The following is a 25367-nucleotide window of genomic DNA, read 5'->3' as shown; positions in this document are numbered from 1 at the left end:
TTCTCCTTTCCCTAACCCTTGGGGCATTGATTCAGGCGATCAGCAAATAATCCTCCACCTTACTGACACCTGGCACCGACCAGGCGGCCCGTTCCGCAATCTGACGTTCGCGCCAGAAATGCACCTTGCCTTCGAGCTTGACCACACCGCCTACGACCTTGATTTGTATGCCCTTGGCATCGACTTCTGCATTGCGTTTGAGTGCCTCTTCGATGCTCTGCTGAATATCCGTGACCTTGACTCTCGTGCGCAGGGTGAGGCGATTGTCTATGCCCACCACACCGGACAGTTTGCGCACGGCACTCTCGGCGGTTTCCTTCTGATACTGCCAATCCACCTGGCCTTCAAGGATCACCCATCCTTTTTGCACGATCACCTTGATGTCGCCTTCGGGTGTATCGGATCGCCACGAGATGATGTTCAAGGCGCGTTTTGCGATGGCGTCATCTTCTGTGCCGGCGTCTTTGTTCAGCCGGACCTGGAGTTCTTCAGCCACTGCGCGTACGCCTTTGACAGTTTTGACCGCACGCTCGGCACTGATCTTCTGGGCGTAGCTTTTCACGTAGCCTGAGAGTGTGACGACACCGTTGTCCACGCTTACGCCAATGTGGGCAGCGTCGATATCGGGCTGAAAATCCAGCTCATCCAAAATGGTATTTCGCAAACTTAAGTAATTCATGATGGTGTCCTTTTCTCAATTAAAAAAACACGGGGCACAACAACCTGATGCTGGTCAGTTGATGACGAACACTGTAACTGTGGCTAGCCCTAATGCCGTTCAGTTAAGGCTTTTTTTGTAGGAGCGAGCTTGCTCGCGAAGAACTCACAGGCGCCGCGTTCACTCAGGAAACACGCGTTATCGTTGACGTTTTTCGCGAGCAAGAACTAGGCGTCCCCCTCGCTCCTACAGAAGGCGATGTACGCTTAACTGAACGGCATTATGGCTAGCACGCTCGCCACAAGTGACTCTTTGCTCGTTCTATCCGTTGTTGTTTTTACGCCTGAGCGATCGACAGATATTGAGCTAAATCAAAAAGGGTCCAGGGGGCGCACGCCGTTAATCGCCCGCTGTTTATGTGATAAATGTCAGCGCAAATACTGGATAAACCCAGCTATTTTATTCGAACGGCTGCGCTTTGCAGGCGAGGACCGACAGCGGGAACGTCATGACCAGGTGCTTGCTCGTGGCCTGGCTCGGCCTTGTTGTGACGGCAGAGGTGGTCAAATCGCTTTTTGAGGAACTCACTTCCATGCTCGCTAAGTGGCTGGATCCCCTCCTATTGCTGCTCACGGCACTGACGCTGGCGGCCGGGGGCATTGCGCATGTCGCGCAGCAGCCTGATTGGGCATCTATGTGTTGGGCCGCAGGCAGCCTGGTGATGGTTGCGGTGCTGCTCATCGAGATTGTGGGGCGTCTTGCCCGGCGCGAGGCCGGTGTGGACCTGATTGCGTTGCTGTCCATCACCTCGGCGCTGTTTTTCGGGCAGGCACTGGTGTCCGCGGTGATCGCCTTGATGCTGGCGACCGGACGAGCCCTGGAGTACTTCACCAAGCAACGCGCTGACCGTGAGTTGCGTGCGCTCATCGACCGCGCGCCACACTTTGCCTGGTTGCAGGAGGGCGGCAGCCTGCGCAAGATCCCCATCGAGCAGGTCACGCTGAATCAGACATTGCTGGTGCGGTTGGGGGAGGTGATACCGGTCGATGGTCGCTTGCTGAGTTCGACGGCCGTTCTGGACGAATCGGCGCTCAGTGGTGAGTCGTTGCCCGTCACCCGTCGAGAGGGTGAGCTGCTGCACAGCGGTGTTTCCAACGTCGGCGCGCCGATCTTGCTGATTTCCACGCGAACAGCTGCGCAGAGCACCTATGCCGGCATCGTGCGGATGGCCGAGTCAGCGCGCCGTTCACGCGCTCCTTTCGTGCGCATGGCTGACCGTTATGCAGTGTTCTTTATCCCGCTGACATTGTTGATTGCCGGGTTGGCCTGGCAACTGAGCGGCGATCCTTTGCGAGCGTTGGCTGTTCTGGTGGTGGCGACACCTTGCCCTTTGATTCTGGCGGTACCGATTGCGTTTATCTCGGGTATTTCAAGGGCAGCGCAACGCGGGATCCTGATCAAGGATGGCGCGACCTTGGAAGCACTGGCCACGGTCAAGCAGGTTTTTCTCGACAAGACCGGTACTCTGACCAGCGGCCATGCTCGTCTGCAGTCGATAGAGGTCAACGGACTGCACGATCCGCAACGCTTGCTTGGCCTGGCCGCGTCTCTGGCGCAGGCCTCGACACATCCTATCTGCCAGGCAATTGTTGAAGCAGCCCATCAGGGGCAGTTGTCGCTCAGCGTCCCGCAGGGCGTGGAAGAAAGCCCGGGCGCGGGGCTTTGTGGGTGCGTCGATGGCATGCAGGTGCGCTTTGGTACTTTGTCTTTTGCGCACAAAGACGCCGAGGCAACCGGCTGGGTCGTAGCCATGCTGCGCCGCATGGACCACCTGGCGTGCAGCGGAAGCTTCATCGACGTGGACGGGAAACTCGCGGGCCTGTTTGTTTTCTCGGACAACATTCGGCGCGAAACGCCACAGACGCTGCGTCGACTGCGCAACAGAGGCATCGAAAAGATCGTCATGCTCACCGGGGATCGCCTGGAAACTGCCGAGATGATTGCGCTGTCTGCCGGGATTGACGAGTTGCGTGCCGGGTTGACCCCTGAAGATAAAGTGCGGGCGCTACAGCAGGATGGCCAGCACGCCAGCACGCTGATGGTCGGCGATGGCATCAATGACGCACCGGCGCTGGCGGCGGCTGATGTCGGTGTGGCAATCGGAGCCAGCGGCGCCACCGCTTCTGCACAAGCCGCTGGTGTTGTGCTGCTGGTGGATCGACTGGATCGTCTGGTCGAGGCACTGGACATCGCCCGGCGCACCCGTTACATCGCGCGCCAGGGAGTGCTGGTCGGCATGGGGTTGTCATTGCTGGCCATGGCCGTGGCAGCCTCGGGTTACCTGCAGCCGCTGATCGGCGCCATGGTGCAGGAGGGCATAGACGTGGTGATCATCCTCAATGCCCTGCGGGCACTGGGGCCGTGGTGGGGAAGGAGGAAACAAACGCTCACCGCTGAGCATATCGATCGCCTGCATGATGAGCATCAACAACTCACTGCCGTATTGAATGATCTGCACCAAATGGCCAATGACTTTGCCCAGCGTCCAGTTGCGCAAGCACGGAGCGACCTGGTGGCGCTGGTCGACAAGCTGCAAACAGTACTGGCGCAGCACGAACACAACGACGAAGACACACTCTACCCGCTGCTGACGCTGAGCATGCCGGGCGAGGACCCCATGTCAGCGATGAGCCATGCTCACCGAGAGATCTTTCGCCTTATCCATTTACTCGCGCGCATGAGCAGCGACTTCAGTTCCGACCCCGCGACGGCACCTGCTGACGAGATTCAGCATCAGCTGATTCGCCTGGACACCCTCGTGCGCCTGCACTTTGATCAGGAGGACGAACTGTTTCACAATCTGGATTGGCGCTAGACGTGAGTAACTCGCGCAAGGCTCTCGACTCTGGCGGATACCCTGTCGCTGATATTTTTGGTTTAAATGCCATATAAAACAATAGGTTATATTTCTATGTCATGCTGACAGTTGTATACCCAACTGATCTCGTGCATCCCGACTGCTGCCTGTCGATTCCTTCTTGTCTGTTGCAGCTTTTGCGCGCATGTCGCGCATCTGAAAGGCAGATTTTTCCATGCAGGCCTTCATCCTTGCCGCGTCAAATCTCCCTCGCATGCGCGGCGGGGCAACTCAGGGTGCCAGACGTGGAGGCGCTGGCCGCCTTCCAGCTGAACCTGCACAAAGTCCAGGCTGTGCAGGGTGATCTTGTCGGTCATTACGTCGTCGATGATGCTCACGGCAACACTCGTCCTTGCCGCTATAGCGGCTGACTTTGAAGGGGGAGGGGTGGAACGAAAGAGTGAGGCGCTAATTCCAGCGAACGTCGAGTTCTGAAATTTGTTGCTGCAGCTGCTCTATGATTTCAAACCAAGAATCGAAACTGGCCAGCGCCTCTGCACTAGGAACCGGCAACGGCGTCGTTCGATGCGGGCCTGCCAATGATTGCCAAGCTCGCCGGATTACCCGCCGCATCACGACGGGCAACCCTTCGCGCTGGGCATTTTTGGGTTATTTGGCGTTCAACGCGGCCAGGAACTGTGTGTGCTTCAGCGTTTGCGAAAACATCGGCAAGGTAAATTGCTCGGCGGCGTGTTGTTGTTCATCGGTGAAGGTCGCTGTGCAATCGGTCAGTGTCACCACCTCATAGCCCTTTTCATAGCCGGTCCGGACGGTGCCTTCAACGCAACAGTTGGTGAGAAAACCCGCCACCACCAGATGCTGGATGCCATTGTTGCGCAGCACCAGGTCCAGGCCCGTGGTGGCGAAACCGTCCAGCCCACGCTTGCCCTCGACCACGATGTCGCTTGATTCATGGGTCAGTGCATCGGTGATTTCAGCGCCCCAGCTGCCGGCGCGGAAGGCGCTGCCATCTGCCACGCCTTTGAGAATCCCGTAGGAGCGCAGGGTCAGCTCTGGATAACCGTCGGCAAACTGGATGGGCAGGTGGATGATCTTCACGCCGAGTTTGCGCGCTTGTTGCACCGTAGTGGCGGTGTTGGCAAGCATGTCGGTGGCATGCATGACGTCTTTGACGGCGTCGTGGAAGACCCCACCCGGGGTGGTGAAGTCATTCTGGAATTCAATCAACACAAGGGCGGTTGTACTCGGGTTCATGGTGATGCTCCGATCAGTAGGATTTACCACGTCGGACGGCACAAAGCGCCGCCGATCAACCAGGGGGCATAGGGAATGGCGTCATGGCTTTACGCTTGGGTTCCGGCTACACACGATGAGTGTACAACGTTGGTTAATGCATTTTGTCTTCAGGACCGCGTGTATCGCACGGCCTCGATGTTCCGATTCCCAGGGTTATGCAGGTTCACGCCCTGGGCAGTGGGAGATAGGGTTGGGTCTGAACCCCTGGAGGTAACTTCATCAGCGACTACTGCAAATCCACGGTCCGCTTCCCCTGCGCACTCAGCGGCTAATCGGAAATTATTGATAATGATTGTCAGTCGGGAGTATCTTTTCCGCGCTCACCCAGAAGGGAACGCTCTTTACCGGTCTATGGATGGCGAGGCTGATTCTTCTGGGTGAGCACCTGGCTTGCCGTCCACCAGCAGACATGCAGGGGAATGAGCATCTTCCCACTGCGTCAGTACCTCAGGAACATCTGCATTTGACCCCGAGTTCATTTCTCCAGAAAAAAACGGCCAGTTAAGGCCGTAAAGTGGGATGAACCGTTTCGTGAGGTATTCGACTGTTATTGGGCACTCGAGAGAAATCGCGGGTCTTGTGACTCGTGTTGCCAACCGCCACCCAATGCTTTGAATGTGGCCACCGCAGCTCGAGCCGATTCCGTTTGGGCTTGTGCTCTGCCATCAGATGCGGCTAACAAGTTCTCATCGGCACCCAGTACTTCGATCAGGCTCACCACGCCTTTTTCGTAGGCGGTGAATGATCTGTCTCGGGCTTTTGTAAAAGCAATTTCACCCTGCGCAAGCTGTTTAAGCTGCTGCTCGCGGTTGATCAGCGCGGAAAAAGCGGTTTCGACATCCTCGGAGGCCCGTAGCACTGACTGGCGATAGGCGGCTAACGCTTCAGCTTCTTGCCCCTTGGCCAAGTCAATCTGAGCGTTAATACGGCCAAAGTCGAACAGCCTCCAGCGTAGTCCCAATACCGCCGATGCCTGACTGGCATCGTTGGAGAAAAGATTTCCGCTGGAGACCGACGTCGCGCTGCCTATCAGCGCGCCTACGGAAAACTTGGGGTAGTACTCGGAAATGGCTTCGCCGATGCGAGCGTTTGATGCCGCCAGCCGGCGCTCTGCGACGATCAAATCTGGACGTCGGCGCAGGAGGTCCGCTGGAGAGCCCAGGCTGGCGAATTGTGGTACATCCGGGATGTGTGTCGATTGAGCCAACTGCGCAGTATAAGTACCCGGTGGCTTACCCAAGATGACATCCATAGCGTTCATTGCCGAATCAAGGCCAGCCTGCAGTACTGGCACCGTTGCTTGCGCTTGGTTCAACGATCCTTGAGTCTGATTCAGCTGCAGTTCAGCAGCCAGTCCTTTGGCGTAGAGATGTTCGATGGTGGCGAGCAGGTGTTGTCGCGTCTCTACTTGCTTTCGGGCAATTTCCAGGCGTGCTTGCAGGCCGCGGATGCTGATGTAAAGGTCAGCAGTCTGCGCTACCACTGCTAGCCGTGTGGCAACTGCTGCTGCTTGGGACGCCTGGTAGTCGGCCACGGCTGCTTCCTTGCCTCGACGTAATCCTCCAAACACATCAAGTTCCCAGCCAGCATTGAGATTCGCCTCATAAGCACTACCGTAGCGGTTATAGGATGGATCTGAATTCAGCACTTGGCCCAACGGTGTTTCCAAGGATTGTCGCGCTCTAGCCGCTTGGCCACTGACGGTGGCCGACGGCAAAAGAGCGGCATTAGCTGCTCCCAAGCCCGCGTGAGCCTGTTCGATCCTGGCGGTTGCCTGAGCTAAATCGAGGTTCTGTTCAAGGGCTCGATTGATTAACTGGCTGAGAACGGGGTCATTGAAAGCCTTCCACCAGACGGTAAGATCGCTGGAGGTTGAGTCAACTGTTCGTGTTGTAGGTGGATGCGCTGAAAAATGCGCGGGCAGTTCTACTTTGGGCTCCGAATAGTCAGGGCCCACCGAGCAGCCTGTGACCATACCGAAACTTAGCAAAACGGCAAAACGGAAAGGGTGCATGTGACACCTTTGAAATGATCGATTTGTGACCATATTACGATTTGGTCATAAGTTGTCAACAGCCCTGCGGGTGCGTAAGCTAATCGCATGAACCCATTATCCGTTTCCTCTTCCAGCACTCGCGGTCCTGCCGAACACGAAATCCGAGACCAGATAGTCGCGGCGGCCAACGAACATTTCAGTCAATACGGTTACAGCAAGACAACAGTCTCCGACCTCGCGAAAGCGATCGGTTTTTCCAAGGCGTATATCTACAAGTTCTTCGACTCCAAGCAGGCGATTGGTGAAGCCATTTGCAGCAATTGCCTGTCGCAAATCATTGCGGCCGTGGAGGAAGCTATCAATGCCGTGGGTATCTCACCCACGGAGCGATTTCGACGATTGGTCAAAAGCCTTATAACCAAAGGGGTTGACCTGTTTTTTAATGATCGAAAACTGTATGACATCGCGGCGTTCTCTGCGTCGGAGCGCTGGCCCAGCTCGCAGGTCTATGACATGCGAATCAAACACTTCGTACTGCAAATTGTACGAGAGGGGCGTGAACTCGGAGAGTTTGAGCGCAAGACGCCTTTGGATGAGACAGTGGAGTCGATTCACCTCGCACTACGCCCCTACATCAACCCTTTGCTGTTGCAGCACAACCTTGACGTCGTTGAAGAGGCCCCTGGGCTCATTTCCAGCCTTATTCTGCGCAGCCTGATGCCTTAAAAAGCGCTGGCTGGCAGATCTGTACACCTCCGCACTTCCCTTGTATCCGTAACTTAAGGCCGACTCTGCTGATCTCACCTTGATCAGCAGACGGCTTTCATTTGTTCGTTTCGTGACCGTTGACTTATTTGGTCACTTGGATGAGCATGGCGCATCCGCTTCCAAGAGGTCTCTATGATCCAGCGCCGTTCCACTTCATTTATGTTCATCGGTCTATTGCCGTTTGCCTTGGCTGCATGCAGCGAGGCACAGCCTCCTGATCCTCGTCTCCAGGCTCCTTTGGTTCGCGTCAGCCTGGTTCAGCCTTCTGTACCTGAAGCTCGCCTATACACCGGCGTCGTAGCGGCTCGGGTTCAGAGTGACCTTGGTTTTCGAGTGCCCGGAAAGGTGACGGAACGCCTCGTGGACACCGGCCAGAGCGTCAAGCGTGGACAGCCGCTTATGCGCATTGATGCGAACGATCTGACGCTGACAGCGCGGGCGCAGCAAGAAGCGGTGCTCGCAGCAATGGCTCGATCCCGACAGGCCTCTGATGACGAGTTGCGCTACCGTGATCTGGTGTCTGTCGGTGCTGTATCTGCTTCGGCCTACGCAGGAATCAAAGCAGCCGCCGACTCGGCCAAGGCTCAACTGAATGCCGCCAAAGCCCAGGCTGATGTGGCGAAAAACTCCACCGGTTATTCAACCTTGCTGGCCGACTCCGACGGGGTTGTTGTAGACACCTTAGCGGAGCCGGGGCAGGTAGTAGTTGCAGGCCAGGTGGTAGTGCGTGTTGCCCATTCCGGACAACGTGAGGCCGTTATTCAATTACCTGAAACGCTACGTCCTGCTCTGGGCTCTTCGGCGACGGCGCAGCTTTATGGATTGGACCAGCATGAAGGGAAGGCGCATCTGCGCCAACTGTCCGATTCGGCTGACAGGTTGACCCGCACATTTGAGGCGCGTTACGTGCTGGAGGGCGCACTTGCCAATGCCACACTGGGGGCGACCATTTCGGTTGCCATCGGCGGCACGCCAACCGCCATCAATAGTGAAGTCCAGGTGCCAGTCGCCTCTCTCTATGACGCGGGTAAAGGTCCGGGTGTATGGGTGGTGAGTCGGGAGCCTGAGCAGGTGACCTGGCGCCCTGTAACGTTTCTCGGTTTGAGTGATGCTGAAACTGCACGTGTGACAGGTCATCTCAATGTCAATGATCGTATTGTCGCGTTGGGCGTTCACCTTTTAAGCGAGGGCGAGCAGGTCAGGGCTCAGGTGGCAGGCAACGCTCAGGCAGCGGTGGCTGAGGTGCGCCGATGAGCGGGTTCAACCTGTCCGCATTGGCCGTGCGTGAGCGTTCGATCACGCTGTTCTTGATCCTTCTGATATCCATAGGCGGGCTGTATGCGTTCTTCAAGCTAGGGCGCGCGGAAGATCCTGCCTTCACCATCAAACAGATGACGGTGGTAACGGTATGGCCTGGTGCGACGGCTCAGGAGATGCAGGATCAGGTGATTGAAAAGCTGGAAAAACGCATGCAGGAATTGCGTTGGTATGACCGGACCGAGACCTTCACACGTCCGGGAGTGGCTCTCACTACCGTCTATTTGCTCGATAGCACGCCACCTTCCGCTGTTCCCGAGGAGTTTTACCAAGCTCGCAAGAAGCTCCGCGATGAAGAGGCGGGTTTGCCGCCTGGAGTCATCGGCCCGATCGTCAACGACGAATATGCCGATGTCACCTTTGCCCTTTATGCGCTCAAGGCGAAGGGCGAGCCACAACGACTGCTGGTTCGCGAGGCCGAGTCCTTGCGTCAGCGCCTGCTGCACGTGGCGGGTGTGGAAAAGGTCAATATCATTGGTGAGCAGTCCGAGCGCATTTATGTCGAGCTGTCATACGAGCGTCTGGCGACATTGGGCATTTCCGCCCGAGACATATTTAGCGCGTTGAACGCGCAAAACATGATGACGTCGGCCGGTTCAGTCGAGGCCAAGGGACCACAGGTGTTCATCCGGCTCGATGGTGCGTTTGATGACCTCCAGAAGATTCGCGACACGCCGCTGGCCGTGCAGGGTAGAACCCTCAAATTGTCCGATGTGGCCGAGGTCAAGCGCGGTTACGAGGAGCCCTCCACGTTCATGGTGCGCAACAATGGTGAGCCCGCTTTGCTGCTCGGTATTGTGATGCGCGACGGCTGGAACGGTCTCGATTTGGGTAAGGCGCTTGAAGCCGAGACAACGTCGATCAACGAGCAACTGCCGCTAGGTATGACATTGAGCAAGGTCACCGATCAGGCGGTGAACATAGATGCATCGGTCACCGAATTCATGATCAAGTTTTTCGCGGCGCTGGGTGTGGTTCTGCTGGTATGTTTTCTCAGCATGGGTTGGCGTGTCGGCATCGTCGTCGCTGCGGCGGTGCCGTTGACCCTGGCGGCAGTTTTCATTGTCATGGCCGCAACAGGTAAGGACTTTGACCGCATAACGCTAGGGTCGCTGATTCTGGCACTGGGGCTACTGGTGGACGATGCGATCATTGCCATTGAAATGATGGTGGTGAAGATGGAGGAGGGGTATGACCGCATCAAAGCCTCCGCCTATGCTTGGAGTCACACCGCCGCCCCTATGTTGTCAGGCACGTTGGTCACTGCAATCGGCTTTATGCCTAACGGTTTCGCCAAATCAACCGCAGGTGAGTACACCGCCAACATGTTTTGGATTGTCGGCATTGCGCTGATCACTTCCTGGGTGGTGGCAGTGGTGTTCACACCTTACCTGGGGGTGAAACTGCTACCGCAGATCAAGGTGCCTGAAGGCGGCCATGCCGCGATTTACGGGACGCCCAATTACTTGCGTTTCAGGCGCGTACTGGGTGTGGTGATTCGCCGTAAAGGGCTCGTAGCGATCTCAGTGGTTGGTTTGTTCATTGTCGCTATTCTCGGCATGAGCGTGGTGAAGAAGCAATTTTTCCCAACATCAGACCGCCCCGAGGTACTCGTTGAGGTGCAGATGCCTTATGGCACATCCATCGAGCAAACTGATGCAGCGGCATCCGAAGTCGAGGCGTGGGTTGCGAAACAGCCTGAAGCACGGATAGTCACCGCTTACATTGGGCAGGGCGCCCCACGGTTCTATTTGGCGATGGCGCCAGAGTTGCCCGATCCTTCCTTTGCCAAAATTGTCGTGCTAACGGCAAATCAGGAAGAGCGTGAGGCGCTCAAGATCCGGCTGAGGCAAGCCGTTGCTGATGGCCTGGCTCCTCAAGCACGCGTACGTGTGACCCAGTTGGTGTTTGGTCCTTATTCGCCTTATCCGGTAGCCTTCCGCGTCATGGGGCCGGACCTGAAAGTGCTACGCGATATCGCCGGCCAAGTGCGCGAGGTGATGAAAGCCAGCCCCATGATGAGAACCGTCAATACGGACATGGGCGAGCGTGCCCCGGCACTTCACCTGGCACTGAATCAGGATCGTCTGCAGGCATTTGGTTTGACCTCCGCAGATGTTGCTCAGCAGCTTCAGTTTCTGCTGACCGGAGCACCAGTGACCCAGGTGCGCGAGGACATTCGCTCGGTCCAGGTGATTGCACGCTCAGCGGGTGACACGCGTTTGGACCCCTCGAAAATCGACGCCTTCACCTTGACCGGAGCGCAGGGCCAAAGGGTGTCGTTGTCTCAAGTCGGGACAGTGGAGATCCGAATGGAAGATCCCATCCTGCGGCGTCGTGATCGAACCCCAACCATCACTGTACGTGGCGATGTGGCTGAAGGTCTTCAGCCTCCAGATGTTTCCAGCGCCGTGATGAAGCAGCTGCAACCGCTTATTGAACAGTTGCCTAAGGGTTATCGCATTGAGTTGGCAGGGGCGATCGAGGAGTCGGGGAAGGCTAACAGGGCGTTGCTGCCGTTGTTCCCCATCATGATCGCACTGACGTTGCTCACCATCATTCTTCAGGTGCGTTCGATGTCGGCAATGATGATGGTGTTCGCTACCGCACCTCTGGGACTGATTGGCGTGGTACCCATTCTGTTGCTGTTCCAGCAACCGTTCGGGATCAACGCGTTGGTAGGGCTGATTGCCCTGTCTGGGATTCTCATGCGCAACACCTTGATCCTCATTGGCCAGATTCACTCCAATAAGCAGGCCGGTCTGTCTCCCTATGACGCCGTGGTAGAAGCCACTGTGCAGCGTGCACGGCCGGTGATTCTCACCGCACTGGCAGCCATGCTGGCGTTCATTCCGCTGACCCATTCGGTGTTCTGGGGAACGCTTGCCTACACCCTGATTGGCGGTACGTTCGCCGGGACTGTACTGACCCTGGTGTTCCTGCCAGCGATGTATGCCCTTTGGTTCAAGATCAAGCCAGACACTTCAGGGGAACCCTCGATACCCGCACATCCTGCCTGAATGAGGGGGACATGAATTCGCCAGGGTGAGCGTGCCCTTCTCTCAAGTCTGGCGAAGACAACAGCCAATCATGGCCCCGATTAACGGGGCCATGACGAAGCTCGCATAAGGTGAGTCAATGTCATTGGAAAGCAAACGTATCGTAGTCACTGGCATGGGAGTTGTTTCTCCCTTGGGTTGTGGTGTTGCTCGGTATCCAGTTCCACTTCGCAGCCATGGCGAATGCCGGGCCAGTGGAACCTGTCCTGGTTCAACCGGCGCGGCGCCAGCCATATCCCGAAGCTGTCATGCGAAATTTAGGGCAGCACTACGGCCCGGGGGGATTTCACCCCCGATTTCCCGATTAGATTAATTGCGCCGTGATGATGGTGTACGTTCTGTACTTTGTGCGCGTTCCATCACTAACAACGTGGAGGTCGCGCTTGCGTAGATGCGCTCGTCGGCACCTTTCAATGTCGCCTCGGCAAACGCTGCGCGCCGACCCACCGAGATGACACGACCCTCGGCCCGGAGCGGGCCTGTTTCAGTGGTAATGGGGCGCAAATATGAAACTTTCAGTTCAAGGGTTGTGTAGGCCTGGGTTGCTGAAAGCTTGGAGTGAACGGCGCACCCACATGCGGAGTCGAGTAGCGTTGCAGCATACCCTCCGTGGATCGTGCCGATCGGGTTGTAGGCATGCAGGCCGGGCGTGCCTGTGAAGACCGCCCAGCCGTCACCGGCTTCGACAAAAGTGAAGTCCAGAGATTCGCCAATCGGTGGCCGTCCCCCGGCAGAAATCAGCGCCTGCAGGGTCTCAAGTCCGGATAGGCCGGGTGCAACTTCATCGACTAGATTCATTGATATTTCTCCATTTATGCCGGAACGATATCGCTGGTCGGCTAGGGTAAAAATGGGTGGCGGCTGTTGTGGGTAAAATTCAATGGGCATCCGCGGATGGCTGTTTCGGCGGTTGTACCTTGCGCATCAACGGCACCAGTAACACGGCGACGACGAAGCACGCCATGATCATCAGGAACGAATCGGCATAGGTCAGCGTCTGCGCCTCACGCCACGCCAGCGCCCATAGCTGACGCAGTGCAAACTGGTTGGCATCCAGGCTGTTTTGCCCGAGCAGTTGGGCATTGCCTGAAAGCTGGTCAAGCCAGACATTCATGGATTCGTTCTGGATATTCAGGTGCTCGGCCAGGCGCAGGAAGTGCAGGTTGGTGCGGTCGTTGAGCACCGTGGCGCAGGCGGCGATGCCGATGGCGCCGCCGAGGTTGCGCATCAGGTTGAACAGGCCGGAGGCGAGTTTCAGCCGGTCGGGGGCCAGTGCGCCGAGGGTCAGGGTTACCACCGGTGGCACTGCCATTTGTTGGGCAAACCCGCGTATGGCCTGGGGCAGCAGCAATTCCTTGGCACCCCAGTCGTGGGTGATGGGGGAGAAGTCCCACATCGACAGGGCGAACAGCGACAAGCCAAACATCAAGATCCAGCGCAGGTCGAAGCGGTTGGCCAGCAGCGCGTACACCGGGATCGCCAGCAACTGGAACACCCCCGTGGAAAAAACCGCCAGGCCGATATCCAGCGAGCCATACCCGCGCACCCGGCCGAGGAACAGCGGCGTGAGGTAGATGGTGGCGAAAATGCCGATGCCGGTGATAAATGAAAACAGGCAGCCCAGGGCGAAGTTCCGGTCCTGCAGGGCGCGCAGGTCGACAATCGGTTCCTTGATTTCCAGGCAGCGCCAGATAAACAGTCCGCCACTGATAGCGGCGATCCAGGCGGTGGTGGAGATGGTGCTGTCACTGAACCAGTTCCAGCGCGGGCCTTCTTCGAGGGTGTATTCCAGGCAGCCGAGAAACACCGCCATCAGGCCCATGCCGATGTAGTCGGCGCCCTTGAGCAACGATGGGTTGGGGCGGTCGACTTTCACCAGCATCGGCACCGCGAATGTCACGAACAGGCCAGGCACCAGGTTGATGTAGAACAGCCAGTGCCACGAAGAAATATCAGTGATCCAGCCGCCCACGGCGGGGCCCAGGGTGGGCGCAAGGGACGCGATGGCGCCGATGGTGGACGCGGCGATCACCCGCTGTTTGCCGTTGAAGTACATGAACGCGGTGGTGAACACCAACGGGATCATCGAGCCTCCCAGGAACCCCTGCAAGGCACGAAACGCGATCATGCTCTGGATGTTCCAGGCCATGGCACACAACAGGCTGGTCAAGGTAAACCCGGCCGCCGACGCCGCGAACAGCCAGCGCGTGCTCATTACCCGCGAGAGCCATCCCGACATGGGGATCACGATGATCTCCGCGATCAGATAAGCGGTCTGCACCCACGCCGTATCGTCCGCGCCGGCAGACAGCCCGCCGCCGATGTCCTTGAGGGAAGCGGACACGATCTGGATATCGATCAAGGCGATGAACATGCCCACGCACATGGTGGCGAAGGCTGCGACCTTTTGCGCAGTGCTGAGGGCGGGCAGCGGGTTGTTCATAGCTGGGCCTTGAGGGCGCTGGCCTGGTCTTCGAACGCCTCACGGGTGTTGACCTTTGCCATCACCGACAGGCCTGGGCGCAGGGCGCCAAAGTCGGCGTCATTGCTGTCGAGCCGCACGCGCACCGGCACGCGCTGCACGATCTTGGTGAAGTTGCCGGTGGCGTTTTCCGGCGGCAGCACACTGAATTGTGCGCCGGTGGCGGGGGCGAGGCTCTCGATGTGCCCGTGGAATTCGCGGCCGGGGAGGATATCGGCGCGGATGCTCACGCTTTGCCCAATCTGCAGGCGGCCCAGTTGGTCTTCCTTGAAATTGGCGTCCACCCACAGCCCTTTTGCCGGCACCACCGAGATCAACTGGCTGCCGGCCGCGGCGTAGGCACCGACCCGGGCGCGGCGATTGCCCACGTAGCCGTCCACCGGGGCCCGCAGTTCGGTGTAGCTGATGTTCAGTTGTGCCTGGTCGCGTTCGGCTTGGGCCTGCTGCAGTGCGGCGCGGGCCTGACCGCGTTGGGTTTCGATCACGTCGATCTGCCGGCGTGCCGCCATCAGCCCGGCTTGCGCCCGGGAGTGATCGGCGCGGGCGGTCTTCCACACGGCGTTGACCCGTTGCGCACTTTCCACCGACACGGCCTGGCTGCGTACCAGGTGCTGGTAGCGCGTCTGATCGTCGCCGGCCCGTTGGGCTTCGGCGTCGGTAGCGTCGATCTGCGCCCTGGCCTGGTTGATCACTGCCAGTTGCAATTGTTCGGTGGCGTCGAGGTTGGCGAGCGCGGCCTGTTGCGCTGCCACGGCGCCATCGGCCTTGGCCAGGGCGGTGCGGTAGTCGCGTACATCAATGCGGGCCAGTACGTCGCCGGCGTGCACGAACTGGTTGTCCTGCACGGCCACTTCGCTGATATAGCCCGGCACTTTGGCGCTGATCACCGTTACGTCCGCACCCACGTAGGCATCGTCGGTGTCCTCGATAAATCGGCTGACCAGCCACCAGTGGCTGGCGTACCAGACGCCGCCCACCACGGCCAGGGTCAGCAGCCCCACGCGCAGTACGTGTTTGCGCCGGGAAGTTTTCGTGGGTTCGGGCAAAGCGCTGACTTGAGCGTCCATGACGAAATGACCTCATTGCGTATTAGTGGGGGAAGGGGCTGACCAGTTGATCTTTTGCGGTGTAGGCCCTACCGGTTCGCGCGCGCCACAGGCTCAATGGTTCGGCGTCGGCGGCGACATGCACGCGGTGGTCTTCGCGGGTGATGGGCTTGCCGGTGTTGGCATCCATCAACGCGAGTTTCACGGGGCGCCCGGTGTCCTCATCGGCGAGAAACACCTTGGATGACCCCTCGGCATGCCGCGCGCCCCAGGCCATCAGCGTGAGAATCACCTGGCGCAAGTCCCGGCCGGCTTCGGTGAGGTGGTATTCGTGGCGCGGCGGGTTGTCCTGGTAGGGGCGCCGCTCCAGCAAACCGTTGGCCACCAGCGTGTTCAGGCGGCGAGTCAGCGTGTTAGAGGCGATCCCCAGGCTCGTGAGAAATTCGTCGAAACGACGCAGCCCATAGAACGCATCGCGCAAGATCAAAAGGCTCCAGCCATCGCCGATGTGCTCCAGGGCACGGGCGACCGGGCAGGGCATGGACTGGAAGCTGGCTTTCTTCATGACGATCTCCGGGATTTGTTGCTAAGTATTACGATAATAATATTGCACGGTGAATTTCATAATGAAAGTGACTCGCGCGAATTTATTATTGTGTTCGGAGTGCGCCCCCTCGTGCACCCGCTCGCTTCGCTCGATACGGATGGTGCGTTGGCCTCGAATGGCTCACTGGTTGTTTCTACGCGGATGCAGCCTTGATGAGATGGGGAAAAACGGGGAGGGGAAGATCAATCCATGAGACAGAGGGGTATTCGACCGCTCCAGGAACGCCTTGCCTGCAGCGATTCCGTTAGCGTACGGGTGAAGAACAGAAACTGTTGATTTGAGTCGGCAGAACGCCAGGGAAGGGAACTGCGGGACAGATCCTGAAATTGAGGAACACAAAAGATAAGGGCCTGCATGAAGTTCATCATGCAAGCCCTTGATATCTATGGTGCCCGAACCCGGAATCGAACCGGGACGCCCTTACGAGCGGGGGATTTTAAGTCCCATGCGTCTACCAGTTTCGCCATTCGGGCGGTAGCGCGGTGCAACAGGGTTGGGAATATATAGATCCAGGCGCCTGGGCGCAAGGTGGCCGGGCACCTTTCTTGTGCAAAGGGCTGGATGAAAAAGCTTGATAGATCAGTGATCTACATAGGCTTCACGAACAACGCAAAAGGCGTGCGAGATCCGGGAACAAGGCTCATAAATGACAGTCATAGCGATATGCCATCCTGGCAGTTCGGAAAGGAATCAATTGATGCTCCGTGTTCGTAAGCGTTCTTGGATGATGACAATAGGCGCCGTGGCGGTATTGGCGGGTGGTGTGGTCGGCCCGGTGCAGGCGGGGAGTGCGGTGAAGTGGGGGGATTTCAGTGCGTCGGCCGGTGACCGGTTGACGGCGACTTCGATGGAGGCGGGTAACCAATATGTGTTGAAGTCGTCGAGCCTTTCGGTGGGCGATATCGAAGCGTTGCAAGCGGAGCAGAAGCGTAGCACCAGCGCACTGCAAAGCCTGACCAGCAAAGTCGAGGGCCAGGGCCGCGAGCTCGACGAGCTCAAGCGTAAGGGCGGTTCCGCCGCCAGCGCCGGTGATAGCCAACTGTCGAGCCTCAAGAGCACGATCCAGGATCAGAAAAGCACGATTGACCGGCAGAAAAGTGACATCGACGCCTTGAAGCGTAGCCTGGACGATTTGAAACGCAGCGTTGAAAGCCTGAGCAGCAAAGTGAAGTAACCGACGCGTTACCGCAGGCGCGAGAATGTTCGCGCTTGCGGGTCTTGCTTAATAGGCTTCGGCCACTGCACTGGCCTGCGACATGCGGTCGGCCACGCTCGCGGATGTGGGTGTAAGGTAGGGCGCGTACTGCGTGGAAATCTCAGGAAAGCGAGGTGACTATGAGCGCTCCAATGCTGAATAAGCTGCATCTGAATGGCTACGATATCGTGCAGGTGAACTTCGGGCCGTGGCGGGTCTGTACCCATAAGGACCGGTTGGCGTCCTTCAATTCCCGCGAACAGGCACTGGCGTATGCGGCCGCGCTGCCGGTGTACAAGGCACGCACCAGGCGGGTGTCCAACGATCATTGAGGGCAGGCTTGTTGTGGCGAGCGGGCTTGCCCCGCGTTGGGCTGCGTAGCGGCCCCAAAACCTGGCGATTTAATATACCTGGATAAACGCGGTGGCCTTATTGGGGCCGCTTCGCAGCCCAACGCGGGGCAAGCCCGCTCGCCACAACAGCCCGATCGGCCGGGCGTTCAGCGTTGAGCCATGAGGGACACGCGAGCGCGCGCAACAGCGTTCGTTTTACGCCGCACACCTGTTCAACCCTATGGTGGGACGCTACCCTGGCGCGGTCCCAATCATAAAAAGGAATGAGTGATGAGCATCAACAACCTGCCCCAGGAAGGCAGTTGCCGGTGTAACCAGGTGCGCTTCAGCGTGAGCCAGCCACCGGTGATCACCATGGCGTGCCATTGCACCGGGTGCCAGAAAATGACCGCCAGCGCGTTCTCCCTCAGTGCATTGATTCCCGCCAGCGCATTCACCGTGACCCAGGGTTGCCCGGTGATCGGCGGCTTGCATGGCGTGGACCGCCATTACTTTTGCCCCCATTGCATGAGCTGGCTGTTTACCCGGCCCCACGGCATCGATGAGTTCGTCAATGTGCGCGCCAGCTTGCTGGATAACGCCCGGGAATACGTACCCTTCATGGAGACCTGGGCCAGCGAAAAGCTGCCGTGGGCGTCTACCCCGGCGCGTGAGAGTTTCGCGCAACTGCCGGCCCCGCAAGACTTCCCCCGACTGTTGCAAGCCTATGCCGAGTTCAGCGCCCGCTGAGTTCAGTCGATCAGCGCCAGCAGGTCTGTATCGCCCACATCGTGCCCCGCCTGGGTCAGCAGTGTCGTCACCTGGCCCCGGTGATGGGTCTGGTGATTGAAAAAGTGCACCAGCAGGCCAAAAAACGGCTTGTCGGCGGCGGTGCCACGCATGTTGTGGTAGCGCAGGCGCTGGTCAAGCTCGCTTTCTTTCAGGGTGCCGGCCCAATCGATGATCAGTTGATCCAGCCAGGCGCGGTGCGTCCAGAGTTCACCCAGGTTGGCGAAGGCCAGTTGCTTGAGGTCGGTGGGCGTGGCGATGGCGGTTAACGGTGCCAGCGCCCCATAGCCTGCCGGGTGCTGGGCGAAGCGCTTGAGCCACACGGTGTCGCCCAACATCAGGTGGTTCAGCGTGCCCAGGATCGAACCAAAAAATGCCCGACGATCTTCCATCAGCGCGGCATGGCTGAGCTGGTGGGCGGTGTCATACACCTTGCGGTTCATCCACTGGTTGTAGGTCGCCATCAGGGCAATCTGTTCGATACGGTCCACGGGGTGATTCCTCCTCGGCGCGGTGGCGCCATCATAAGGCGTGCCCGCCCGACGGTCATGGTGTTCCGGCAGGCGGGTGGACAGCAGCGCCGCTGCCAGCGACTAGAAGCGCACTGTGGCGCCAGTGGTCAGCCATTGGTCACGCTCACCGATCAGGCTGCGCCCGAGCACCAGGTCGACATCGACCCACGGCCCGACATGCAACCGCGGCCCCGCCTGCCAGGCCTGGTCACCGCCTGCCTGGCCGTAGCGTTCGGCGATCAGCGTCAGGGACTGCGCCAGCGGGTATTCGAAGCCTGCGCCCCAGGTCAGGCGGTGGGTTTGATCGCCGTCGTTGTAGGCATGGCTCCAGCCAGCATTCAGGTTCAGGCGCAGGGGCAGCGAAGATTGCCAGGTCAGCGGCACGTTGAAGTCCGCGCCGTCAAACCCGTGTCGCCGATCCAGGGCAAAGTGCGCCCCGGCGGCAATCGCCATTTCCAGGCCCAACGTTTCGCTCGACAACAGCTGCGCCTTGAGTTGCGGGTTGACCTGGGTTTCACCCGGGCCACCAGTGGTGGCCCGGGACAGTGCCGCGCCCCATTGCACCGAAGGCAGTGCGCTGAACGTGCAGGCGGGTGACAGGGTCGCGTTGTGGGTGCCGCCATCGTGGCGGTTGGCGGTGTACCAGGCGTCGACGTTGCATTCGCCCGGTGCATTGATCGCGCCATCGTCGACCGTATAAGACCCGCCTGCCGCCTGGGCTTTGGAGAGCACGGCGATGAGCAACAGGATCGCCAGGGTTATGCCGATAAAGATCAGGTTGCGTTGCAACGCGCGGCGTTTTGCCGGGGGCAGCAGCAACAGCGTGGCCCGAGGGCCGCGATGGTTGCGCGCGCGGTATTTGGCAAACCCGTCCGGGCGCCGAGGGGTGTGTTTTTTGTGCATGAGGCACCTCGCTTGAATTCAGCTTTCTACGGTCAGCACCGAAATGCCGCTGGCTTTGGCCTGGCAGACCAGCTCCGAGGTGTCATCACCACCCGGCAGGGCGATGACCACGTCGGGGCGGCTGTCGGTGAGCATGAAATGGTTGCGCTGGCGTTCCGCCTGTTTGCCGTGGTGTTGCCAGTTGGGCGGGTAGCGCACCACGTCGATGCCGAGTTCCCGCGCCCATTCCTCGATATCGCTGCCCAGGAACTGGTTGCCGCCGTGGATCAACACCTGCACCGGGCGCAGGCGGTGGTAGGCATCCAGTACTTGGCGGGACAGCTTGGTGTCGGCGTAATGACGACCTGCACAGATCAAGACGCGCATAGGCCCTTTTTCCTTGTAGTAGCGCTTGTATTGCACGGTAGCGGTCGGGCGACCGCCACCGGTTAAACGGCGGGGGATCAGTACCACTGCTTGAAGCGGCGGATGTAGATCGTCTTCATCAGTTGAGCCACGCAGCAGTAGGCGAACAGGGTGCCCACCAGCCAGGGGAAGTACGCCAGCGGCAGCGGTTGCAGGCCCACCAGTGTGCCCAGCGGCGAGAACGGCACGTAGATGCCCAGGGCGATGACCACGCCTGTCATCAGCAGTACCGGCCAGGCGGCGGTGCTCTGGAAGAACGGGATCTTGCGGGTGCGCAACATATGCACCACCAGGGTTTGTGAGAGCAGGCCCTCGATAAACCAGCCGGACTGGAACAAGGTCTGCATTTCCACACTGTTGGCGGCGAACACGTACCACATCAGCGCGAAGGTGGTGATGTCGAAGATCGACGAGGTCGGTCCGATCCAGATCATGAAGCGGCCAATGTTCTTCGCGTCCCACTTGCGGGGCTTGGCCAGGTATTCCTTGTCCATCTTGTCCCACGGCAGGGCCAACTGGGAGATGTCGTACATCAGGTTTTGCAGCAGCAGGTGGATCGACAGCATCGGCAGGAACGGGATGAACGCACTGGCCACCAGCACCGAGAACACGTTGCCGAAGTTGGAACTGGCGGTCATGTTCAGGTACTTCATGATATTGCCGAAGGTTTCGCGGCCCTTGAGCACGCCTTCTTCCAGCACCATCAGGCTTTTTTCCAGGAGGATGATGTCGGCCGATTCCTTGGCAATGTCCGTGCCGCTGTCCACCGAGATGCCCACGTCGGCATCGCGCAGGGCCGGCGCATCATTGATGCCGTCCCCCAGGAAACCCACGGTGTGGCCGTTGGCTTGCAGCGCCTTGAGCACCCGTGATTTCTGCAGCGGTGTCAGCTTGGCGAACACCGTGCGTTCTTCCACGCGGCGTTGCAGGGTGGCGTCGTCCATCGCTTCGATGTCCATGCCCAGCAGCGGCTCGCCAGGCTCGAGGCCGACCTGGCGGCAGATCTTGCTGGTGACCACCGCGTTGTCGCCGGTCAGCACTTTCACCGCCACGCCAATTTGTTGCAGTGCGGCAATCGCCGGGCCTGCGGTTTCCTTGGGTGGATCGAGGAAGGTCAGGAACCCCTGGATCACCAGATTGCGCTCATCGGCCGTGGTGTACTGCTGGCGGGCCAAGGCCTTGGGAATATTACGCGTCGCCACCACCAGGACGCGGAAACCGTCCTCGTTATAGTCGTTGGCAAGCGCCAGCAGTTCAGTACGGCGACGCTCATCCAATGGCACGGCGGCCCCGCCTTCCATCACATGGGTGGAAATGCCGAGCATTTCTTCCACGGCACCTTTGCACACCAGCAAGTGGTCGGCGGCGGTGTCCTTGACCACGATCGACAGGCGACGGCGGACAAAATCGAACGGTAATTCATCGACCTTGCTGTAGGCAAATGGCTGCTGGAACTTCGGGTTCTGTTCCGAGAACTGCACCACGGCCTGGTCCATCAGGTTCTTCATGCCGCTCTGGTGATGGCTGTTGAGCCAGGCCAGGGACAACACCGCGTCATCCCGCTGGCCGAAAGCGTTGACGTGGTGCTCGAGGATGATCTTGTCCTGGGTCAGGGTGCCGGTCTTGTCGGTGCACAGCACATCCATCGAGCCGAAGTTCTGGATTGCGTTGAGGCGCTTGACCACCACTTTGCGCTTGGCCATCGCCGTGGCGCCCTTGGCCAGGTTGGCGCTGACGATCATCGGCAGCATTTCGGGGGTGAGGCCCACCGCGACCGCCAGGGCAAACAGGAAGGCATCGCCCCAGTCACCCTTGGAGAAACCGTTGAGGAAGAACACGATCGGCACCATCACCAACATAAAGCGAATCAGCAGCCAGCTGACGCTGTTCACCCCGCGATCAAAGGCGGTTTGCACCCGCGAGCCGACAATGGCCTTGGCCAGGGAGCCAAAGTAGGTGCGCGCGCCGGTGGCCACGACGACGGCTTTGGCCCGGCCGCTGACCACGTTGGTGCCCATGAAGCAGATGTTCGGCAGGTCGAGCAAATTGCCCTGGTCAGCGGCCGGGGAGTGGGCGGACTTTTGCGTCACATCCCCCAGCGTGTCGTACTTCTCCACCGGCAAGGCTTCACCGGTCAGCACGGCCTGGCTGATAAACAGGTCGCGGGATTCGATCAGGCGGATGTCGGCCGGAATCATGTCGCCCGCCGACAGTTGCACAATGTCGCCGGCCACCAGGTCGCGCATCGGCACTTCGCGCAGGGTTGGCTGGCTGCCCACTTGTTCGCGGCGCAGCACCGTCGCGGTGGTGCGCACCATGGCTTTGAGGGCCTCGGCGGATTTGGCCGAACGGTGTTCCTGCCAGAAACGCAGCAAGCTGCTGAGCAGGACCATGGTCATGATAATGATGACTTTGGTCGGGTCGACCTCTTCTCCTGCCTGCATCGGCAACCAGCAGTCGGTGAAGAAGCTGATGGCGCCCAAGGTCAGCAGTACGTAGATAAACGGGTTGTTCAATGCCTGCAGGAACTGGACGATGGCGTGAGGCGGCTTGTCGTGGGCGACTTCGTTATAGCCTTCGCGTTGCAGACGCGCGGCGGCGTCGAGTTCGGTCAGGCCATCCTGGGTGGCGCGTACGTTGGCCAGGGTGGCCGACAGGCCGTTGTGGGCTTCGCGGGCGGCACGCATCGACAGTTTGGTGTCGGCGTCGCTGCGCGCTTTTTGCTTCAATGGGGCGTTTTTTACGGCGCTCATGGTGTGTGCTCCTGTCGCCAATTCTCGACAAAACATACCCGTTACTGGCCTGATGACAGGCGAGCGAAAGCATGCCGAGTCGCTAACTTCGCGATCGGTTTAAATAAGGTCTCGATATAACTTTTACTGCGCCCGCCAATAGCGCGTTAGTTAACTAACGCGCAGCGGGTTACGACTGGGCTTGTTCATAAAGAACACCAGGTTATTAATCAGGAAGTTGCTGTTTCCAAACGGTTCAGGCAGCGCGAGTGCTCAGGTAAAGATCGAGCATCAGGCTGGCTTGAGCCAGGCTGGAAACGAGAGGTCTCTGAGGGTCCAGCGGGTCGGCGTGATCCCAGTGCAGCACGCGTTGGCCGCTGGCTGGGCAGATACGCCAGCGCGCCAGCGGGTGAGCCGGGCGCACCGGGGGGGCGGCGGTGGTACAGGCAGGGCGGGCAGGGCAAACGCCCGCGGGCCCACGGCATAGCTTGGCGCGCAAGGCCGCGGCCAGCATGCGTGCATCGGGTAGAGCAATGAGTTGGAAGGTCATAACACACCTCGGGACCGGACGGGCGACCGGTGAGGCAGTTACGGTGGAGCATCAAGCTCTAGCGCAGCTTACCGGACCGGGGAGGCGAGTCCTGTCATATTCTGGGTTGGGCGCCCGATGCCCGCGTTCGCGGTGCTCGGACAGCGACTAGATACTGTGTCCATTGGCTTCTTTTGTGAGGTTTAAAAAAGGCCCCAGTTGCGGGCAGGGGCAATCTACTTAGGCAGTTACAAAATGTCAACGCATAATTAATTAAAGTATCCGGCGTTCAGAGTTCATTCAGGCAAGCCGCGCTCGGAAGTTGCTGGATATATAACTTCATATACCGCGTGCGGCCAAAGCCGCCAGGTAGATCAATACCAAACCGCAGGCGCCGTAACTGATACGTTGCCAGGTCGGTGAGGCGTTCTGGCGCAACAGATTCACCAGCGCCGCAATCAGAAAACACGACAGCACCGAAGCCAGCATGAACCCTGCAAAAAACATCAGCGTTTGCCCATGGCTGGGCGTGGCCCCGACGATGCCCGACAAGGCGCTGCCCAGCGCCCCCCAGTAAACAATGTTCTTCGGGTTGGCCAGGGAAATCGCCGCGCCCACGGCCAACGCATTGGGCCCGGAGCGGGCTGGTGCGCTGTCTGCTTCGGGCAGGTGCCAGGCATCGATCAGGCTGCGTATGCCGAGCCAGGCCAGGTACAGCGCGCAGATAATCGTCAGCGGTACGCGCACCGCATCATGCTGGATCAACAGGGCAATACCCGTCAGGCCGATCACCGCCCACACGGCATCGCCCACCAGTGAACCTATCTGTACCAGCAGCGCCGGCATGAAGCCGTGGAGCAACCCGCGGCGCAAGGTCTCTGCCAATACCGCGCCGGGAGAAAGGCAAAACACAAAACCGAATACCAGTGCGTAGAAAAAGATCGTCAGCATGCCCGCGTTCCTTCAAATGTGGGTGGGCAGTGTGAGGGGGTGTGCGGGGGGGCGTCTTGAACCAGATTGCGCTGTTCAGCGATTCAGGAGGCGTTGGTAGTGCCCCGGCGTCATGCCGTAGGCCGCGCGGAAATGCCGGTTGAGGTGGCTTTGGTCGGCGAACCCGACGTGATGGGCGACCTCGCAGGCCGCCACGCCGTTGCGCAATAGACCTTTGGCCCGCCGAGTGCGCAGTTGCATGGCCCATTGCCGGGGGCTGAGCCCGGTTTCTTTCTGGAAGGCGCGCAGCAGGTGGAATTTGGACAGGCCCAGCTCATCCCCGAGAAGGTCCAGGGACACTGAGCGATGCAGTTGTGCGGCGAGCACTTCCTGGGCGCGACCGATCAGGTTGTGGCCGAGTGTCGTGCTGCCGGGCAGGCGCACGCCACTGGCGTTGACCACTTCCCCCAGCATCAGCACCAGCGCTTCTTCTTGCAGTTCACGGACCAGGGTGTCATCGCCTAAAGCCGCTTTCACCGCGCCGGCCAATCGTTGCGCAAGGTCGGGCTGAAAGCACAGCGAACGATCGAACTCCATGTGCGCCAGCCCCAGGTCAGCCGCCAGTTGATCGGCCGTGGCGTACAGGCTGACGAACTGCCAGGGAGCCCCGTCCGCCGCACCGCCGCCTTGAATCTGCCCTGGGTTGTACAAGGTAATGCTGCCCGGGCCGGCCTCGAACTCACGGCGGTCCAGCCAGACTTTTTCTTCGCCCACCAGGTTCACGCCGATCACGCATTCATCATGGCTGTGGCGGGCAAACGTCAGGCCGGTGCAGGACGTGGAACTGACTTCGTAGTTGCCCAACCAGGCGTGTTGCATGACGCTCATCGACTCGACTCGGTAAGAGATTGGGCACGAGCATACGCTGGCACA

At 59.3% G+C, this 25367-nt stretch carries 22 protein-coding genes, 1 tRNA gene and 1 pseudogene; 7 read left to right on the top strand and 17 right to left on the bottom strand.

The genetic code is table 11. The features are described 5' to 3' along the window. Positions 1–31: 31 nt before the first annotated feature. A complete protein-coding gene (locus A7317_RS13740) occupies positions 32–679 on the bottom strand; it encodes a BON domain-containing protein (protein WP_069076051.1) in 648 nt (215 codons plus the stop codon). Positions 680–1250: 571 nt separating this feature from the next. Between A7317_RS13740 and A7317_RS13735 the strand changes: the two genes are divergently transcribed. Beyond that, on the top strand, positions 1251–3533 hold the full coding sequence (locus A7317_RS13735) for a heavy metal translocating P-type ATPase (RefSeq protein ID WP_069076050.1): 2283 nt from the start codon (positions 1251–1253) through the stop codon (positions 3531–3533). A gap of 94 nt (positions 3534–3627) precedes the next feature. Here A7317_RS13735 and A7317_RS31580 read toward each other — a convergent pair. From A7317_RS31580 to A7317_RS13725, 4 genes and pseudogenes are all read right to left on the bottom strand, one after another. Continuing rightward, positions 3628–3791: pseudogene (locus tag A7317_RS31580) on the bottom strand (integrase); the annotation flags it as partial. After that, complete coding sequence (locus A7317_RS30645) at positions 3761–3913, bottom strand: hypothetical protein (RefSeq protein ID WP_155766405.1); 153 nt, start codon at positions 3911–3913, stop codon at positions 3761–3763. The pseudogene A7317_RS31580 and the gene A7317_RS30645, both read right to left, overlap by 31 nt. A gap of 271 nt (positions 3914–4184) precedes the next feature. Then, positions 4185–4790 carry a cysteine hydrolase family protein gene (locus A7317_RS13730; protein ID WP_024075693.1) on the bottom strand — a complete coding sequence of 202 codons (606 nt, stop codon included), beginning with the start codon at positions 4788–4790 and terminating at the stop codon, positions 4185–4187. Between the two features lie 589 nt (positions 4791–5379). After that, on the bottom strand, positions 5380–6846 hold the full coding sequence (locus tag A7317_RS13725) for an efflux transporter outer membrane subunit (protein ID WP_024075692.1): 1467 nt from the start codon (positions 6844–6846) through the stop codon (positions 5380–5382). Between the two features lie 87 nt (positions 6847–6933). Between A7317_RS13725 and A7317_RS13720 the strand changes: the two genes are divergently transcribed. The 3 genes from A7317_RS13720 (at position 6934) to A7317_RS13710 (ending at position 11933) form a co-directional block, all read left to right on the top strand. After that, on the top strand, positions 6934–7554 hold the full coding sequence (locus A7317_RS13720; protein WP_024075691.1) for a TetR/AcrR family transcriptional regulator: 621 nt from the start codon (positions 6934–6936) through the stop codon (positions 7552–7554). 174 nt (positions 7555–7728) lie between these two features. Then, positions 7729–8850: an efflux RND transporter periplasmic adaptor subunit gene (locus A7317_RS13715; protein WP_024075690.1), complete on the top strand. Its 1122-nt coding sequence runs from the start codon at positions 7729–7731 to the stop codon at positions 8848–8850. Continuing rightward, on the top strand, positions 8847–11933 hold the full coding sequence (locus tag A7317_RS13710; protein ID WP_069076049.1) for an efflux RND transporter permease subunit: 3087 nt from the start codon (positions 8847–8849) through the stop codon (positions 11931–11933). The genes A7317_RS13715 and A7317_RS13710 overlap by 4 nt, the downstream gene beginning before the upstream one ends. A 348-nt stretch (positions 11934–12281) precedes the next feature. On the opposite strand, the gene A7317_RS13705 is transcribed toward A7317_RS13710, so the two are convergent. From A7317_RS13705 to A7317_RS13685, 5 genes are all read right to left on the bottom strand, one after another. Then, complete coding sequence (locus A7317_RS13705; RefSeq protein ID WP_069076048.1) at positions 12282–12770, bottom strand: PaaI family thioesterase; 489 nt, start codon at positions 12768–12770, stop codon at positions 12282–12284. A gap of 79 nt (positions 12771–12849) precedes the next feature. After that, entirely contained in the window at positions 12850–14415 is a 1566-nt protein-coding gene (locus A7317_RS13700) for a DHA2 family efflux MFS transporter permease subunit (RefSeq protein WP_069076047.1), read from the bottom strand. Then, the gene (locus A7317_RS13695; protein ID WP_024075686.1) at positions 14412–15521 is read right to left on the bottom strand and encodes an HlyD family secretion protein; all 1110 of its coding nucleotides are present in this window, start codon (positions 15519–15521) and stop codon (positions 14412–14414) included. The genes A7317_RS13700 and A7317_RS13695 overlap by 4 nt, the downstream gene beginning before the upstream one ends. Before the next feature lie 22 nt (positions 15522–15543). Next, positions 15544–16065, bottom strand: a complete 522-nt coding sequence (locus A7317_RS13690; RefSeq protein ID WP_024075685.1) for a winged helix-turn-helix transcriptional regulator — start codon at positions 16063–16065, stop codon at positions 15544–15546. Between the two features lie 428 nt (positions 16066–16493). After that, positions 16494–16580: transfer RNA gene (locus A7317_RS13685), tRNA-Leu, on the bottom strand. Between the two features lie 224 nt (positions 16581–16804). On the opposite strand from A7317_RS13685, the gene A7317_RS13680 reads away from it, so the two are divergent. From A7317_RS13680 to A7317_RS13670, 3 genes are all read left to right on the top strand, one after another. Then, the gene (locus A7317_RS13680; protein WP_069076046.1) at positions 16805–17281 is read left to right on the top strand and encodes a hypothetical protein; all 477 of its coding nucleotides are present in this window, start codon (positions 16805–16807) and stop codon (positions 17279–17281) included. A gap of 161 nt (positions 17282–17442) precedes the next feature. Then, on the top strand, positions 17443–17634 hold the full coding sequence (locus A7317_RS13675) for a hypothetical protein (protein WP_041160947.1): 192 nt from the start codon (positions 17443–17445) through the stop codon (positions 17632–17634). A 291-nt stretch (positions 17635–17925) separates the two neighbouring features. Next, on the top strand, positions 17926–18384 hold the full coding sequence (locus tag A7317_RS13670) for a GFA family protein (RefSeq protein WP_024075674.1): 459 nt from the start codon (positions 17926–17928) through the stop codon (positions 18382–18384). 2 nt (positions 18385–18386) lie between these two features. Here A7317_RS13670 and A7317_RS13665 read toward each other — a convergent pair whose 3' ends face one another. The 7 genes from A7317_RS13665 to A7317_RS13640 form a co-directional block, all read right to left on the bottom strand. Continuing rightward, positions 18387–18914: a DinB family protein gene (locus tag A7317_RS13665; RefSeq protein WP_069076045.1), complete on the bottom strand. Its 528-nt coding sequence runs from the start codon at positions 18912–18914 to the stop codon at positions 18387–18389. 102 nt (positions 18915–19016) lie between these two features. Then, positions 19017–19838: a hypothetical protein gene (locus tag A7317_RS13660; protein ID WP_069076044.1), complete on the bottom strand. Its 822-nt coding sequence runs from the start codon at positions 19836–19838 to the stop codon at positions 19017–19019. Positions 19839–19856: 18 nt separating this feature from the next. Further along, on the bottom strand, positions 19857–20204 hold the full coding sequence (locus A7317_RS13655; protein WP_024075671.1) for a DUF2493 domain-containing protein: 348 nt from the start codon (positions 20202–20204) through the stop codon (positions 19857–19859). Between the two features lie 77 nt (positions 20205–20281). Beyond that, on the bottom strand, positions 20282–22996 hold the full coding sequence (gene mgtA, locus A7317_RS13650; RefSeq protein ID WP_069076043.1) for a magnesium-translocating P-type ATPase: 2715 nt from the start codon (positions 22994–22996) through the stop codon (positions 20282–20284). Between the two features lie 235 nt (positions 22997–23231). Continuing rightward, positions 23232–23525: a hypothetical protein gene (locus A7317_RS30005; RefSeq protein WP_081329196.1), complete on the bottom strand. Its 294-nt coding sequence runs from the start codon at positions 23523–23525 to the stop codon at positions 23232–23234. A gap of 318 nt (positions 23526–23843) precedes the next feature. After that, a complete protein-coding gene (locus A7317_RS13645) occupies positions 23844–24455 on the bottom strand; it encodes a LysE family transporter (protein ID WP_024075668.1) in 612 nt (203 codons plus the stop codon). 75 nt (positions 24456–24530) lie between these two features. Continuing rightward, positions 24531–25322, bottom strand: a complete 792-nt coding sequence (locus A7317_RS13640) for a helix-turn-helix transcriptional regulator (RefSeq protein WP_069076042.1) — start codon at positions 25320–25322, stop codon at positions 24531–24533. Positions 25323–25367: the final 45 nt, after the last annotated feature.

Origin of the sequence: Pseudomonas fluorescens, assembly GCF_001708445.1 — a bacterium.
Lineage (GTDB): Bacteria > Pseudomonadota > Gammaproteobacteria > Pseudomonadales > Pseudomonadaceae > Aquipseudomonas > Aquipseudomonas gorinensis.
The sequence above is the reverse complement of the archived record's forward strand: the minus strand, read 5'-3'. Positions and strand labels throughout refer to the sequence as shown.

What these genes read in the sequence shown, in the direction of transcription:
- A7317_RS13740 (WP_069076051.1), bottom strand. Translation starts at nt 679, where the DNA reads ATGAATTACTTAAGTTTGCGAAATACCATTTTGGATGAGCTGGATTTT.
- A7317_RS13735 (WP_069076050.1), top strand. Translation starts at nt 1,251, where the DNA reads ATGCTCGCTAAGTGGCTGGATCCCCTCCTATTGCTGCTCACGGCACTG.
- A7317_RS13730 (WP_024075693.1), bottom strand. Translation starts at nt 4,790, where the DNA reads ATGAACCCGAGTACAACCGCCCTTGTGTTGATTGAATTCCAGAATGAC.
- A7317_RS13725 (WP_024075692.1), bottom strand. Translation starts at nt 6,846, where the DNA reads ATGCACCCTTTCCGTTTTGCCGTTTTGCTAAGTTTCGGTATGGTCACA.
- A7317_RS13720 (WP_024075691.1), top strand. Translation starts at nt 6,934, where the DNA reads ATGAACCCATTATCCGTTTCCTCTTCCAGCACTCGCGGTCCTGCCGAA.
- A7317_RS13715 (WP_024075690.1), top strand. Translation starts at nt 7,729, where the DNA reads ATGATCCAGCGCCGTTCCACTTCATTTATGTTCATCGGTCTATTGCCG.
- A7317_RS13710 (WP_069076049.1), top strand. Translation starts at nt 8,847, where the DNA reads ATGAGCGGGTTCAACCTGTCCGCATTGGCCGTGCGTGAGCGTTCGATC.
- A7317_RS13705 (WP_069076048.1), bottom strand. Translation starts at nt 12,770, where the DNA reads ATGAATCTAGTCGATGAAGTTGCACCCGGCCTATCCGGACTTGAGACC.
- A7317_RS13700 (WP_069076047.1), bottom strand. Translation starts at nt 14,415, where the DNA reads ATGAACAACCCGCTGCCCGCCCTCAGCACTGCGCAAAAGGTCGCAGCC.
- A7317_RS13695 (WP_024075686.1), bottom strand. Translation starts at nt 15,521, where the DNA reads ATGGACGCTCAAGTCAGCGCTTTGCCCGAACCCACGAAAACTTCCCGG.
- A7317_RS13690 (WP_024075685.1), bottom strand. Translation starts at nt 16,065, where the DNA reads ATGAAGAAAGCCAGCTTCCAGTCCATGCCCTGCCCGGTCGCCCGTGCC.
- A7317_RS13680 (WP_069076046.1), top strand. Translation starts at nt 16,805, where the DNA reads ATGCTCCGTGTTCGTAAGCGTTCTTGGATGATGACAATAGGCGCCGTG.
- A7317_RS13675 (WP_041160947.1), top strand. Translation starts at nt 17,443, where the DNA reads ATGAGCGCTCCAATGCTGAATAAGCTGCATCTGAATGGCTACGATATC.
- A7317_RS13670 (WP_024075674.1), top strand. Translation starts at nt 17,926, where the DNA reads ATGAGCATCAACAACCTGCCCCAGGAAGGCAGTTGCCGGTGTAACCAG.
- A7317_RS13660 (WP_069076044.1), bottom strand. Translation starts at nt 19,838, where the DNA reads ATGCACAAAAAACACACCCCTCGGCGCCCGGACGGGTTTGCCAAATAC.
- A7317_RS13655 (WP_024075671.1), bottom strand. Translation starts at nt 20,204, where the DNA reads ATGCGCGTCTTGATCTGTGCAGGTCGTCATTACGCCGACACCAAGCTG.
- mgtA (WP_069076043.1), bottom strand. Translation starts at nt 22,996, where the DNA reads ATGAGCGCCGTAAAAAACGCCCCATTGAAGCAAAAAGCGCGCAGCGAC.
- A7317_RS30005 (WP_081329196.1), bottom strand. Translation starts at nt 23,525, where the DNA reads ATGACCTTCCAACTCATTGCTCTACCCGATGCACGCATGCTGGCCGCG.
- A7317_RS13645 (WP_024075668.1), bottom strand. Translation starts at nt 24,455, where the DNA reads ATGCTGACGATCTTTTTCTACGCACTGGTATTCGGTTTTGTGTTTTGC.
- A7317_RS13640 (WP_069076042.1), bottom strand. Translation starts at nt 25,322, where the DNA reads ATGAGCGTCATGCAACACGCCTGGTTGGGCAACTACGAAGTCAGTTCC.